Source organism: Ruegeria sp. CDSC079, assembly GCF_059610505.1.
The window spans coordinates 188,745-203,382 of sequence record NZ_JBXWNT010000005.1; the positions used below are offsets into that span (position 1 = coordinate 188,745).

12 protein-coding genes are annotated in these 14,638 nt (G+C 58.2%); 6 read left to right on the forward strand and 6 right to left on the reverse strand.

Going from position 1 to position 14,638, the window contains the following annotated elements; translation table 11 throughout:
* Positions 1–24: 24 nt before the first annotated feature.
* Positions 25–720: an ABC transporter ATP-binding protein gene (locus AC2FIC_RS11150; protein ID WP_271948339.1), complete on the forward strand. Its 696-nt coding sequence runs from the start codon at positions 25–27 to the stop codon at positions 718–720.
* Positions 717–3,245: an ABC transporter permease gene (locus tag AC2FIC_RS11155; RefSeq protein ID WP_496691755.1), complete on the forward strand. Its 2,529-nt coding sequence runs from the start codon at positions 717–719 to the stop codon at positions 3,243–3,245. Before AC2FIC_RS11150 ends, AC2FIC_RS11155 begins: the two co-directional genes overlap by 4 nt.
* Before the next feature lie 2 nt (positions 3,246–3,247).
* Here the strand turns inward: AC2FIC_RS11155 and AC2FIC_RS11160 are convergent, their stop codons facing one another.
* Complete coding sequence (locus AC2FIC_RS11160; protein WP_496691756.1) at positions 3,248–3,694, reverse strand: RrF2 family transcriptional regulator; 447 nt, start codon at positions 3,692–3,694, stop codon at positions 3,248–3,250.
* 93 nt (positions 3,695–3,787) lie between these two features.
* On the opposite strand from AC2FIC_RS11160, the gene AC2FIC_RS11165 reads away from it, so the two are divergent.
* The gene (locus AC2FIC_RS11165) at positions 3,788–4,357 is read left to right on the forward strand and encodes a gamma-glutamylcyclotransferase family protein (RefSeq protein WP_142635620.1); all 570 of its coding nucleotides are present in this window, start codon (positions 3,788–3,790) and stop codon (positions 4,355–4,357) included.
* 52 nt (positions 4,358–4,409) lie between these two features.
* Here AC2FIC_RS11165 and gltX read toward each other — a convergent pair whose 3' ends face one another.
* Entirely contained in the window at positions 4,410–5,735 is a 1,326-nt protein-coding gene (gene gltX / locus AC2FIC_RS11170) for a glutamate--tRNA ligase (RefSeq protein ID WP_496691757.1), read from the reverse strand.
* Between the two features lie 140 nt (positions 5,736–5,875).
* Here gltX and AC2FIC_RS11175 point away from each other — a divergent pair, with 140 nt between their 5' ends.
* Entirely contained in the window at positions 5,876–6,808 is a 933-nt protein-coding gene (locus tag AC2FIC_RS11175; protein ID WP_496691758.1) for an MBL fold metallo-hydrolase, read from the forward strand.
* Positions 6,809–6,811: 3 nt separating this feature from the next.
* Here AC2FIC_RS11175 and AC2FIC_RS11180 read toward each other — a convergent pair whose 3' ends face one another.
* From AC2FIC_RS11180 to AC2FIC_RS11190, 3 genes are all read right to left on the reverse strand, one after another.
* Complete coding sequence (locus tag AC2FIC_RS11180) at positions 6,812–8,140, reverse strand: NAD(P)/FAD-dependent oxidoreductase (protein WP_496691759.1); 1,329 nt, start codon at positions 8,138–8,140, stop codon at positions 6,812–6,814.
* A gap of 153 nt (positions 8,141–8,293) precedes the next feature.
* Positions 8,294–8,545, reverse strand: a complete 252-nt coding sequence (locus tag AC2FIC_RS11185) for a hypothetical protein (RefSeq protein ID WP_496691760.1) — start codon at positions 8,543–8,545, stop codon at positions 8,294–8,296.
* Positions 8,546–8,833: 288 nt separating this feature from the next.
* Complete coding sequence (locus AC2FIC_RS11190; protein ID WP_496691761.1) at positions 8,834–10,492, reverse strand: NAD+ synthase; 1,659 nt, start codon at positions 10,490–10,492, stop codon at positions 8,834–8,836.
* Positions 10,493–10,638: 146 nt separating this feature from the next.
* Here AC2FIC_RS11190 and AC2FIC_RS11195 point away from each other — a divergent pair, with 146 nt between their 5' ends.
* Positions 10,639–12,108 carry an MORN repeat-containing protein gene (locus AC2FIC_RS11195; RefSeq protein WP_142635608.1) on the forward strand — a complete coding sequence of 490 codons (1,470 nt, stop codon included), beginning with the start codon at positions 10,639–10,641 and terminating at the stop codon, positions 12,106–12,108.
* 6 nt (positions 12,109–12,114) lie between these two features.
* Here AC2FIC_RS11195 and AC2FIC_RS11200 read toward each other — a convergent pair whose 3' ends face one another.
* The gene (locus AC2FIC_RS11200; protein ID WP_496691762.1) at positions 12,115–12,780 is read right to left on the reverse strand and encodes an SDR family NAD(P)-dependent oxidoreductase; all 666 of its coding nucleotides are present in this window, start codon (positions 12,778–12,780) and stop codon (positions 12,115–12,117) included.
* Between the two features lie 283 nt (positions 12,781–13,063).
* Between AC2FIC_RS11200 and AC2FIC_RS11205 the strand changes: the two genes are divergently transcribed.
* Positions 13,064–14,635, forward strand: coding sequence for a 2-isopropylmalate synthase (locus tag AC2FIC_RS11205; RefSeq protein WP_496691763.1), 1,572 nt, complete (start codon positions 13,064–13,066; stop codon positions 14,633–14,635).
* Positions 14,636–14,638 lie beyond the last annotated feature (3 nt).

A 14,638-nucleotide genomic window follows, 5' to 3' on the forward strand; every position in this document is an offset into this window, starting at 1 on the left:
GATTACCTCGGTTCGGACCAACCCATGATCGCAACTGTTCTATCGCTTGAAAATGCCGCTTTATCGCTGGATGGCAATGCCGGTCAGGTAGATATCCTGCACGACATCACGCTTTCCGTACACAAGGGCGAGACACTGGGTCTGATTGGGCCGTCCGGGTCAGGAAAATCGTCGTTACTGATGCTGATGGGCGGGCTGGAACAGGCGACGGGCGGCCAGGTAACCGCACTCGGGCAAAATCTGACCCGCATGAACGAAGACGAGCTCGCACGGTTCCGACGCAACAGCATGGGCGTTGTATTTCAGAATTTCCACCTGATCCCCACGATGACTGCCCTTGAGAACGTGGCCACACCGCTGGAGTTGGCCGGTCACAAAGATGCCTTTCAACGGGCCGAGGCCGAATTGGAGTCCGTAGGGCTGACGCATCGACGCGACCATTATCCGGCGCAGCTCTCCGGTGGAGAGCAGCAGCGCGTCGCGCTAGCCCGTGCCTCTGCCCCGCGACCACAGATCCTGCTGGCGGATGAGCCTACCGGCAATCTGGACGAAACAAACGGAGCCGCCATCATTGATCTGCTGCTTGGCCTGCGCGACAGGCATGGTGCTACTTTGGTTCTGGTGACCCATAGCCACAGCCTTGCGCGCAGATGTGACCGTGTTGTCCGGCTGCGCGATGGAAGGATTGCCGATGACACAAGGCAAGAGGCTGCCGAATGAGCCTGCGGATGGCCGGGCGGCTGGCGCGGCGGGAACTGCGCGGAGGTCTGCGCGGTTTTCGGGTGTTTCTGGCTTGTCTTGCACTTGGGGTCGCTGCCATTGCCGCTGTGGGTTCGGTCCGCCACGCCATCCAAACCGGACTGACGCAAGAAGGCGCGGCTCTGCTGGGCGGGGATGCACAGCTGGAATTCACCTATCGCTTTGCGGATGAGGCTGAGCGTGCATGGATGAACGACGCGGCCTTAGCCATCTCCGAAGTCGTCGATTTTCGGTCAATGGCAGTCGCGCAGCAGAATAGTGACCCACAGCGGGCGCTTACGCAGGTCAAATCCGTTGACGACTCCTATCCATTGTTGGGCAAGCCAATACTAGAGCCTCAGATGCCCCTGCGTGACGCCTTTATAGGCCAGCAAGGGGCGCCCGGTGCCGTAATGGCTCCTGCTCTGATCGACCGGCTTCAGCTATCGGTTGGGGATCGGTTTTCACTTGGAACTCAGGAATTTGTCCTGATGGCAGCCCTGATCCACGAACCGGACGGGGCGGCAGACGGGTTTGGATTGGGTCCGCGCACGCTGATCCGCACACAGGACTTGCTGAATTCCGGATTATTGGCACCGGGTACTCTGTTTTCCACCAAATACCGTCTGGATCTGCCGCCGGGGTCTGATCTTACAGCTCTTTCGGCGCAGGCAAGCGAAGCCCTTGAAGGCAGCGGAATGCGGTGGACCGATGCACGGAACGGTGCCCCCGGCATTTCAGAATTTGTTGCCCGGCTCAGCGCTTTTCTGGTTCTGGTTGGACTATCCGGGCTGGCTGTTGGCGGCATCGGCGTATCTGCAGCGGTGCGCGCCTATCTGGCGCAAAAGACTGAAACCATTGCTACCTTGCGTACTTTGGGTGCCGATCGGGCGACCGTGTTTCAGACTTATCTGATCCAGATCGGTATTCTCTCTGGCATCGGCATTTTTCTGGGCATCATATTGGGTGGATCGGTGCCTCTGCTGCTTGCGCCGCTGATCGAAACTCGCCTGCCTGTGCCCGCAGTGTTCTCGTTCTATCCGCAGCCTCTGGCTGAAGCCGCGCTTTACGGCGTGCTCACCGCCTTTTTATTCACACTCTGGCCCCTTGCCCGTACTGAAGAAGTCCGCGCCGCGACCCTGTTTCGCGATGCGCTGTCTTCGGCGCGCTTCCTGCCCCGTGCAAAATACATCCTAGCGACAGGCATCGGGCTTGCGGCGCTGATCGGCGCAGCTGCCTTTTTCAGCGGATCGGCGCGCCTAACCCTTTGGACCAGCGGCGGGTTGGCCGGAGCGTTGGTTCTGCTTTCGGTGGCGGCGCTGGCAATCCGCAAACTGGCACGCTTGACCACAAAACCCGCCCGAGGGAATCCGCCCCTGCGATGGGCCCTGTCAGCCATTTCCGACCCACGCGAAGGAGCCGCATCGGTTGTCCTGTCGCTGGGGCTGGGCCTGTCGGTTCTGGCCGCAGTCGGGCAGATCGACGGCACGCTGCGAAACGCGATTTCAGGAAACCTGCCCGATGTCGCCCCTTCTTATTTCTTCGTCGATATCCAGAAAGAGCAGATGCCTGGCTTTACCGAACGGCTGGAAAACGACCCTGCCGTAAGCCGGATCCAAAGCGCGCCCATGCTGCGCGGGATCATCACGCAGATTAACGGGCAGCCCGCGATTGAGGTCGCCGGGGACCACTGGGTACTGGAAGGCGACCGCGGGGTCACCTATTCCGACGCCCCGCCCTCGAACGCACGGGTCACCGCCGGGGAATGGTGGTCCGAAGACTATTCCGGAACGCCTCAGGTCAGCTTTGCCGCTGAAGAGGCCGAAGAGATGGGCCTGAAGCTGGGTGACCAACTGACCATCAACATATTGGGGCGCGACATCACCGCAGAGCTCACCTCGTTGCGCGAGGTGGATTTCTCGACCGCCGGGATGGGTTTCATCATGTCCATGAATCCGTCGGCCCTGGCCGGCGCACCGCATAGCTTCATTGCCACCGTCTATGCCGAAGAGCAGGCCGAAGCCGCGATCCTTCGTGATCTGGCGGGTAAATTCCCCAATATCACCGCAATCCGTGTCCGCGATGCGATTGACCGGGTCTCGGGTCTGCTGGCCGGGTTGGCCGCTGCGACGTCTTATGGGGCTGGTGTATCGCTGCTAACCGGCTTTCTGGTTCTGATCGGCGCCGCGGCAGCGGGTGAACCCGCCCGGCGGTACGAGGCCGCAGTCCTGAAAACCATCGGCGCCGACCGGCGGCGCATATTGATCAGCTTTGCCCTTCGGGCTGTTCTGCTGGGGTCTGCCGCTGGAATTGTAGCCCTGATGGTGGGCATCCTCGGCGGCTGGGCGGTTGCGACATATATTTTCGACACCAGCTTTGACGTCATCTGGCCATCTGCCATCGGCATCGTATTGGCCGGGATCATCGTCACTCTGGGCGCGGGGTTGATCTTTGCCTTGAAACCCCTTGCCGTTCGCCCGGCGCGCATCTTGCGCGCCAGCGACTGAGTTTATCGGACGCAGGCGACGGGCTGCAAAATCGTCAGCAGATTTGCATTGTCACACACCAGCGAATCCAGCGTGATTTCGTCCAGCGAGGCATAAAAGACCTCGGCCGCGTCCCGCAGCGCAAGGCGCAGCCGGCAGGCGTTGGTGAGCGGGCATGTATTGTCGGCATCCGCAAAGCACTCGGCAATCGGCAAGTCGCCCTCGATATGTCGAAAAACCGAACCGATCCGTATCTGATCAGCAGATCTAGCGAGTACCATACCACCATTGCGACCGCGATGAGTGCTCAGATAATCTAACTGGCTGAGTTGGTTGATCACCTGCGCCAAGTGGTTTTCCGAGATATTGCAGGTCTTTGCGATCTCGGATTTGGTCACCAACCTGTCTGGATTTGCTGCACAATACATCAGTAGGCGCACAGCAATATTTGTCCGCTTGGTTATCCGCATGTTTGCCTCCCTAAGTTCAACATGCTGCCTTATTGCATGTTGGGCAAAAAAGCGGTTTGACATACATCAATTCCCGGTCAGAAGTGATCCCGCATGGCAGACCCCTATTTCTTTGGCTACGGCAGCCTCGTGAATCTCGCGACCCACGATTTCCCCGACCCGCATCCCGCGCAGTTGAAGGGATGGCGGCGGGCCTGGCGGCATACCGATTTGCGCCCGGTCGCTTTCTTGACCGCCATTCCGGATCCCACTTCTGAAATCGACGGCATGATTGCCCATGTCCCAGGCAATGACTGGGACGCGCTGGATCAACGTGAGTGGGCCTACGACCGCGTTCCAGCGACTAAGGCCGTCACCCATTCTCTGCCACACGAGGTTGAGATCGCTGTTTATGCCGTACCTGATGACCGTCAATCCGCGGCCAGCCGGCGCCACCCCCTGCTGATGAGCTATATCGACGTGGTTGTGCAAGGCTATTTGCGTGCGTTCGGGTCCGAGGGCGCCGATCGCTTTTTTGCCACCACTGATGGCTGGGACGCCCCGATCCTGAATGACCGGGCAGAGCCGCGGTATCCGCGCCACCAGGCATTGAAACCGGATGAGACTTGTTTTGTGGATGATCGGCTGAAGCGAATAGCAGCCCAGATCGTAAAGACCTTATAGAAAAAAGGCGCGGCCAGGAGACCACGTCTTATCACAATCTAAGGCACTAAGATCAGCCGCGCGCGCGGATCACCTGCAAAAGGGGCAACAGGGTTGCCATCTCGGGGCCGCGCTCCATCCCTGTCAGTGCCTTGCGTAAAGGCATGAACAGACTCTTGCCCTTGCGGCCTGTCGCGTCTTTCACCGCGCTGGTCCACTGCCCCCATGTCTCGCCGTCGAACGGGCCTTCTGGCAACAACGCCACGGCCTCGGTGATGAACTCTCGGTCTTCATCGGCAATCAGAGGTTCGGCACCGTTACGGCACAGCTCCCACCACCCTTTCAGGTCTGCCAGAGTGGTGATGTTCTCGCGGGCCATGGCCCAGAACGGTTCGGCCAGTTCGGCCGGTACGCCCGCATCTGCCACAGCATCCGCAACGTCGGCCAATGACAAAGATTGCAGGTGTTTTGCCGTCAACGGAAACAGGTCCTGAACGTCAAACTTGGTCGGTGCGGCACCAAAACGACCAATGTCAAATCCATCGATCAGCTCGGCCATCTCTGTCCGCAACTCAACCGGGTCGGATGAGCCCAGACGCGCCATCAAGCTGAGCAATGCTAACGGCTGTACGCCCTGCTCGCGCAGATCACGCAGAGCCAGCGTGCCCAGTCGCTTAGACAGCGCCTCGCCCTGGGGGCCGGTCAGCAGAGAATGATGTGCAAAACGCGGGCAAGTACCACTCAGCGCTTGGATGATCTGAATCTGCGTCGCGGTATTGGTCACATGGTCCGAGCCACGCACCACATCGGTCACACCCATTTCGGTATCATCGACCACCGACGCAATCGTGTACAGAACTTGACCGTCGCCCCGGATCAGAACCGGGTCAGAGACCGAGGCCGCATCAATCGAAATATCGCCCAGAATGCCGTCGGTCCACTCGATCCGTTCATGATCCAGCCTAAAGCGCCAGACTCCGTTGCCACGTTCTGCCCGCAGCGCGTCTTTCTCGGCGTCGTTAAGGTTCAATGCTGCGCGGTCATAAACCGGCGGCTTGCCCATATTCAGCTGCTTCTTGCGCTTGAGGTCCAGCTCGGTCGGGGTTTCGAAAGCCTCATAGAAACGACCCATCTCGCGCAGCTTGTCGGCTGCCTCGGCATAGCGGTCCAGACGCTCGGACTGTCGTTCGACCCGGTCCCAATGCAGGCCCAACCACTCGAGGTCCTGCTTGATGGCATCGACATATTCTTCTTTCGATCGCTCGGGGTCTGTGTCGTCGATACGCAGGATGAAGGTGCCGCCAGCCTTGCGGGCAATCAGGTAGTTCATCAGAGCTGTGCGCAGGTTGCCCACATGGATGTAACCGGTGGGTGACGGGGCGAAACGGGTGGTTGTCATAGGAGTCTCCTGTTGGCGCGGCTCTTCTCACAGGATGGGCAAATTGTCCAGCCACCGCACCGGTTCACGCCAACGTCAGGTGGCAATCCTCGGGCGATACCCTATCTTCAAAGTGCTGGCACACACAGGGAGATCTCAAAATGACCGTTACACTAACTCGTAGGGCCGCACTGGGCGCGGCGGCAGCCTTGCCTTTTGCATCAGCTGCTACCCCCATCCTGGCTGCAGCAAGCGATACCAAAGCGAATTCAACCATCGCGAAATCGTTCCAGCTGGGCGATTTCACCGTAACAACTCTGCTGGATGGCAGCCTGCCGCGCGATGGCGCCAAAGAGATTTTCGGCGGCGGTGCCACGGATGAGGAATTTGCAAACGTATCGGCCCAGAATTTTATTCCTGCCGATAAAGCCCAGTTCTTTTTCACACCAACGCTGGTCAATACCGGGTCTGAACTTGTGCTGTTTGATACTGGCCTTGGGCAAGGCGGCATTCAGGCGGCACTGGCAGATGCAGGCGTGAGCCCGGATCAAATCGATGTCGTCGTCATCACCCACATGCACCCTGACCATATTGGCGGCATGACCACAAATGACGCGCCCACCTTCCCGAATGCGCGCTATGTCACCGCAGCATCCGAGTATGACTTCTGGGCCGCACAGGATTCCGGCAATCGGGTCGGCGACCTGGTCGCTGCCAAAGTTACTCCGTTGGCCGAAAAGATGACCTTTGTCGGGGATAGTGGCCAGGTTCTTTCCGGAATAACGGCCGTTTCAGCGCACGGGCATACACCCGGACACACAGTCTTTCATCTGGAAAGCAATGGCCAACGCCTGGTTCTAACGGCCGATCTGGCCAATCACTATGTGTGGTCTTTTGCTCGTCCCGAGTGGGAGGTAAAGTTCGACATGGACAAAGCCGCAGCCGCCGCTTCTCGTCGTAATGTGTTGGGGATGCTGGCAGCAGACAAAATCCCGATGATCGGATATCACATGCCCTTCCCCGCAGCCGGTTACGTCGAGACGCGCGGCGATGGGTTCAGGTTTGTCCCGGTCAGCTATCAGATGATGGGTTAACGTCTAATACCCCGGGTCCGGCCGGATTTTCGACCCGTCCGCAAAGCGGGACAGGCGGAAAACGGCCGGATTAACACAGGGGGCATTGCCCGAGACCAGATCAGCCATCAACCGCCCGGCACCGGGCCCGATTCCGAACCCATGACCCGAGAAACCCGTAGCGATGAACAGGCCGGGCCTGTGGTCCACGTGCGAGATGATCGGGATCGCATCCGGCGTTACATCAATCATCCCTGCCCAGCTTTGAACGATTTCAGCCTGCTTTAGCGCGGGAATGCCAGTGATTGCGCTTTTCCAAGCCCGCCGCAACACCCGGCGCGATGGTTCGGGATCCAGAGTGCGGCAAAGTTCGAACGGTGTCACATCCGTGGGCAACCACCTCCGATCTTGTCGCGCCTCTTCGGCCCACCGCTTCGACACCCGAAACCGCAGCGACCGCCACTCCTGACGAAACGCAGGAAGAAATTGCCACGCCAGACGAAGGCTATCCGGCACGATATCAACGGTGTTTTCGTGCCCGGACGCAATCGTATACCCTCCGTCGTCCCGCTTGCGTATTGCAAAATCGTCCGACCACAAGGCAGCCTCAGGACCGGAAACCGGAGAGGTTCGGAATACGGTGTTCAGCACCTTCAGTTGTGGAAAATCAACTCCGGCATTCCCTGCAAACAAGCGCGACCACGCTCCGCCCGCCAGTACGACATTGCCGCAGGCCACGCGACCGCGTTCTGTGAAGACACCGACGACACGGTCCGCCTCTGTATCCAGACTGCGCACTGCGCAGTTGGTCATCAACAGGGCCCCCCGGTCACGTGCAGCTTCGGCGATTGCGGGTGCAGCCCATTGCGGTTCCGCTCTACCGTCTTGCGGCATAAACAATGCGCAATTCAACCCCGTCCGATGGTCTGGCATTAGTTCCGCCAACAGAGCCCCGGACACCATCCTTGCACCAGTATTCAACCCCTCCACATGGCGAAGCCAGCGTTCAAGATTGCCCTGTTCCCGCTTGCCAGAGGCGCCGAACAGGATACCGGCCTGTGTGAAACCTGTCTTGCGCCCGGTGCGTTGATCGAGCTGCGCCCAGATACGCTGTGATTCCTGCATCAGCGGGATTTCCCGAGGATCGCGCATACCCAAACGCACCCATCCCCAGTTCCGTGAACTCTGCTCGGAGGCAATTTGTCCCTTTTCGCACAGAAGGACAGACATTCCCCGCTCTGACAGTTCGAGGGCGGTTGATGCCCCAATAATTCCTCCACCAATGACAACAACATCAACGGCTTTTGGCAGCTTTAGATCGGGTTCAACAGCATTAGGCTTGGGGCCAGGCATCAACCGCTCATAATTCATTGCACGGACCGCAATGAAGGCGCGGGATCACGACAGACGCAACAGAAGAAACTTTGCGTCAATGACTATTGCGCAGGCCTGTGACCATTCGGCCAACGTGCAAGCCAGCGCATCTAATTCAGGATTTTGAAAACTTCAGGCCGCGCCGCACAATTCAGCCAGTTTCTGACGCAAAGAGGTAGCGATACCGCCTTCCGGCACCTCGGCTTCTGTTTCCAGAAACTGCGCGCCGGGGCCCACCGTCGTGGATTCCTCTTTGGGCACCTCTTCATTCAACAAATTGGCAATGGCAGCATCTACCTTTGCCTCATCCAGAGACCGACCTTCGGATTGCATAGACCGCCATTTTGGCGGTGAATGAAGCGGTTTATCGTATTCATCGTACATAATGGCACCAAATCGTTAACTCAGACATCCAATTTCGGACGCGTCGCTAAAGACCGAAGGGAAAGCTCATAAACACCTATTTCCCACAATGCGTCGCATCCGCCCCACATGGGGCAACAATCAAGCTAAAATGTGGCAAAAAAAAGACCGGGCATCAAGGGGGACTCGGAAACGCCCAAGAGAATCTAAGCCACTGTATTCAAAAATAAAAACAGTTCCAGAAGCAGGCGGTTATTGCCCGTAAATTGGAAACAGTTTTCGCGTCAGAATGGTGATTCCTGTAAGGCGTCAGGTCCTGTCGCGCCAACGATTCACGATAGGATACCTGCGATCCAGCCAGAATGCCCGCTTGGTCAAACGTGTCCCCGGGGCGGACTGAAACCGTTTGTATTCGCTGATATAGACCAAATGTTCGATCCGGCGCGCAACGGCTTCTTCGAACCCGGCGGCCACGCAATCCGCGATCGACCCATCCTGATCAACCAATATATCCAGAATGGCGTCCAGAACCGGATAATCCGGCAGGCTGTCACTGTCCTTCTGGTCTTCGCGCAACTCGGCACTAGGAGGTTTGTCGATGACCGAGGGTCGGATGACCTCACCCTCAGGGCCTTTCATCCAGCCGCGATGATTGGCATTGCGCCAGCGGCAGGTCTCGAACACGCGGGTTTTGTACAGGTCTTTGATTGGATTATAACCACCGTTCATATCCCCATAGATCGTGGCATATCCAACGGCGACTTCGGATTTGTTGCCTGTGGTCAGCAGCATCTCGCCGAACTTGTTCGACAGGGCCATCAGCAACAGCCCCCGCAGGCGGGACTGGATGTTTTCTTCGGTCAGATCTTCGTCTCGCCCGGCAAACAATGGGGCAAGCGTATCCGTGATCGCCGCGCGCCCCTGTGCAATAGGGACGAAATCATAGTGAACACCCAACGACTTAGCCACCGCTTCGGCATCATCCAAAGAATCCTGGCTGGTATATTCCGACGGCAACATCACGCAGCGAACATTTTCAGCGCCAATCGCATCCACCGCTATTGCCGCGACAAGGGCTGAATCAACGCCGCCAGAGAGACCCAGAACACCCTTTTTGAACCCGGTTTTGGCCATGTAATCACGCAGAGCCTGGACCATCGCGCGATAGTCCTGCTCCCACGCATCTGGCTGCGGCACAATCTCGTCCGGAATTATGCGCCAACCTGCATCGCCGCGTTCAAGATCCACATGCGCTATCGCTTCGTCGAACACAGGCATTCGGAATGCCAGTTCTCCGCCTGGATTCAACCCGAAGGTCGCCCCGTCAAAGACCTGATCGTCCTGCCCTCCGACCATGTTCAGGTAAATCAGCGGCAATCCGGTCTCAACCACGCGCGCCACCATATGGTTCAGGCGCACATCATATTTGTTTCGGAAATAAGGCGAGCCGTTGGGGATCAGCAGAAACTCGGCTCCTGTCTCCTCCAGCGTCTCGGCAACATCCGGATGCCAGCTGTCCTCGCAGATTGGGCTGCCGATCCGAGAGTTGCCAATCGAATAGGGACCGCCCAGCGGGCCGGAATCATACAGGCGCACTTCGTCAAAGACTGTCTCATTCGGCAGGTGATGTTTCAGCACTTTACTGCTGATCCTGCCGTTCTTGAGGATGAGATAGGCGTTATACAGCCGGTCATCTTCGAACCACGGCCCACCGATCGCAATCGCAGGTCCATCGGCGCAACGTTCCGCAAGCGCCTCAACAGCTTTCATTGCGGCTTTGTAGAACGCGGGCTTGATCACAAGGTCCTGCGTATTATAGCCGGTGATGAACATCTCGGGGAAAGCAACAAGTTGGGCACCAGCCTCGCGCGCCTGCTCCCACGCAGAAAAAGCCTTGGCCGCATTGCCTTCCAAATCCCCGACAATGGGATTGAGTTGCGCCAGAGTGATACGGAAACGGTCGGCCATACTGCCCTCTTGCCCTCGTCTGTCCTATTGCCATTTACCAGATCGCACCGCGAGTGAAAGACCAATAAGGCAAAAGCCGTTGCCCTGCCTGCGTCGGTATCCTAGTTTTGCGCAAAAGCACGATGCTCCCGCAGACAGGACCAAACATGAACGTTTTTCGCACTTCAATCGCCGCAGTTGCATTGACCCTGTCAGCGCTGACCGCCTTCGCGCAGAACGATCAGGTAGTCGTGGCCGATGACGAAGTGGGCGGCGTATACGAAGGCACGTTCCTAAATGGCCTGCGGCACGGAACCGGCACCTACCAGTTGCCAGATGGTTTCGAATACGAAGGCGAATGGATCGAAGGCGAAATTCAGGGTCAGGGTATCGCGCGCTATGCTAACGGGTCGATCTATCAGGGCGCCTTTGCCAACGGTCAACCCGAAGGGTTCGGAACGATCATCTATGCTGATGGTGGCAGCTATGAAGGGGAATGGGCCGATGGCTCGTTCAACGGCCAAGGAGTCGCCGTCTATGCCAACGGAGCGAAATACGAAGGTGGGTTCAAGAATGCCCGGCACCACGGCAAAGGCACTCTGACCGACCCGACCGGAGAGGTGTACGAGGGCGACTGGGTCGACGGGGTCAAGCAGGGCAAAGGCAAGATAACCTCAGCCAAAGGCAACGTGTATGAGGGCGATATCAAAGACGGCAAGCGTCATGGCACAGGTAGCCTGACGCGGCCGGAAGGTATGAGTTATACGGGTGACTGGTCCGAAAATCGCATGACCGGAAAAGGCCGTCTACTGCAAGCCAATGGCGATTTGTATGAAGGCGACTTCTTTGATGGGCGCCGACAAGGCAAGGGCAAGGCAACCTATGCCAGTGGCGCCATTTACGAAGGTGACTATCACGATGATCGCCGCCACGGCAAAGGCCGTTTTTTGGGCACGGACGGGTTTGACTATACTGGTGAATGGAAAGACGGCCAGATTGAGGGCCTCGGAGAGCTGACCTATCCTGACGGTTCGACCTATGTCGGTGATTTCAGTGCAGACCTGCCCCATGGCAAAGGAATGCACACCTATCCTGATGGCCTGATTTACGACGGCGACTGGATCGCCGGCGTCTTCGAGGGTCAGGGCAAGGCCACTTACCCGAACGGCGCCATCTACGATGGGCAGTTCAAGAACGGTCTGAACCACGGCACCGGTGTTCTGACATTTGCAAACGGGTACAAATATGAAGGCGATTGGGTCGACGGTGCGCGCCAGGGCGAGGGCACAGCCAGCTTCCCGGACGGAACGACCTACAAGGGCGATTTCAAAGATGGTCAGCGCCACGGGCAAGGATCGATAACCACACCGCGCGGCTTCACCTATACAGGCGGTTGGGTCGAGGGGAAGATCAGCGGCACCGGAACCGCTACCTATGCGACTGGTGACGTGTACGAAGGTGGGTTTTTGGACAACAAACGCCACGGTGACGGCACGATGCGCTATGCAGACGGCAAAGAAGAAACCGGCGTCTGGGAAAACGGTGTTCTGCCGGGTGAAAACACCAGCGAGCCGCAGGAGAGTGCTCCGGCAGACGACAGCGCGACAACGGCAACCAGCCCTGCCTCTGACGGTTAGCGGGTCTCACCACGGCACAGGTTTTCCAGCCCAGTCGAAGAACCCGCCAGTGTCTGCGGGCACAAGCGCCCTGGCTACGCTCAGCAGGTTACGCGCGGCTTCATCCGATTCAACGGTCGGGTGTCGCCCGACATATTTGCGCGTGAATTCTGTACGCACTGTGCCCGGATGCAGGGCCACACAGATCGCCTGTTTGTGGGTGCGGGCCAGCTCAATCGCGGATGTGCGCACAATCTGATTGGCCGCAGCTTTTGAGGCCCGATAGCTGATCCATCCCCCCAGCTGGTTATCTCCGATTGATCCGACGCGGGCGGACAACACCGCCACGACAGATCGCCTGCCCCGTGGTAGCAGCCGCGCAGCGTGTGACAGCACAAGGGCCGGACCAACCGCATTCAGGGCAAACTGGTCCATCATTGCTTGCGCTGAAATTGATCTGATGGACTTCTCTGGCTGTGCACCATTGATTTCCAAAGCACCCGTCGCAATGAAGATCATGTCAAACGGGCATTGCAATGCTTCCAGAGCCGGGCCGACAGCTTCGACATTCGTGAGGTCGAAACCATCAGCAGAACGCGACAAGGTGGTTACGTCTACGGATTGCATGGTCAACAGCCTTTGCAGCGCGGCACCGATACCACCCGAGGCACCTATGATGAGAGCTTTCTCCATTCCGGATCAACTAGCGGTCTTCATTCGGCAATCAACCGTCACGGTTCGTGCAGGTTTTGACGTCTGCATGAAATTCCTACTTTTCATTCCCCGCATGCGCTGTATAAGCTCAACCCCATGATCAACCGCGCAGATATCCTTGTTGCCGACACCGCCCCCTGCGGTGCGTCTCTGCGTGGCCTACTGATCCTAATCCGCCTCTGAGCGTGCCACCCGGCGCGCCCGCTCAGAGGAGGACGCCCGCGCGCCATAGGCTTTAGGACAGAAGAAGAAAGAGAATCCCATGACCAATGTGACCGACCAAGACCGCGTCTTGATCTTTGACACCACTTTGCGCGACGGCGAGCAGAGCCCCGGCGCGACCATGACCCATGCCGAAAAGCTGGAAATCGCGGAACTGCTGGACGAGATGGGTGTCGACATCATCGAGGCCGGTTTCCCGATCGCATCAGAAGGCGACTTCAAAGCCGTCAGCGAGATTGCCGAGCGATCACAAAACAGCCGCATCTGTGGGTTGGCCCGTGCGAATTTCGCTGATATCGACCGCTGCTGGGAGGCGATCAAACACGCTGGCAAGAACCGCATCCACACTTTCATCGGCACCTCGCCGCTGCACCGTGCCATTCCGAACCTGACCATGGACGAGATGGCCGACAAGATCCACGAAACCGTCAGCCACGCCCGCAACCTGTGCGAAAATGTACAGTGGTCGCCGATGGATGCGACCCGGACCGAGTGGGATTATCTGTGCCGTGTGATCGAGATCGCGATCAAGGCCGGTGCCACAACGATCAACATCCCCGACACTGTCGGTTACACGGCACCTGTCGAATCCGCTGACCTGATCAAGCGCCTGATCGAAACGGTTCCGGGCGCGGATGAGGTGGTGTTTGCCACCCATTGCCACAACGATCTTGGCATGGCGACGGCGAACTCACTGGCGGCTGTCGCTGGTGGTGCGCGTCAAATCGAGTGCACCATCAATGGCCTTGGCGAGCGTGCGGGCAATACTGCGCTGGAAGAAGTTGTGATGGCGCTGCGCACCCGCAATGACATCATGCCGTGGCATACCGGCATCGACACCACCAAGATCATGCATATTTCGCGCCGGGTTGCGACGGTTGCGGGCTTCCCGGTTCAGTTCAACAAAGCCATCGTCGGCAAGAATGCCTTTGCGCATGAAAGCGGGATCCATCAGGACGGCATGCTGAAGAACCGAGAGAATTTCGAGATCATGCGCCCTGAAGATATCGGCCTGTCGGGCACCTCTCTGCCGCTTGGCAAACACTCGGGCCGGGCTGCGTTGCGCGACAAGCTGGAAACGCTCGGTTATGAGGTCGGTGACAATCAGCTCAAGGACATCTTCGTGCGGTTCAAGGATCTGGCCGACCGCAAGAAAGAGGTTTTTGACGACGACCTGATCGCGTTGATGAGCCAGGATGATGAGGCCGACGATCACCTGCAGTTGGTTTCGATGAAAGTCACCTGCGGCACCGGCGGTCAGGCGGAATCGACGGTCGAGCTGGAAGTGGATGGCAAGGACATTGTCGCGACCGAACATGGCGACGGTCCAGTCGATGCCACCTTTAAAGCCATTCGCCGAATCTATCCCAACACCGCCCGCCTGCAACTGTATCAGGTCCATGCTGTGACCGAGGGTACTGATGCGCAGGCAACCGTATCGGTTCGGCTGGAAGAGGACGGCATGATCGCCACCGGTCAGTCAGCGAATACCGATACGGTCGTGGCATCCGCCAAGGCCTATATCCACGCACTGAACCGCCTGATCATGCGCCGTGAAAAGGCCGGGCCAGGTGCAGACACGCGTGAAATCAGCTATAAGGACTTGACCTGACCG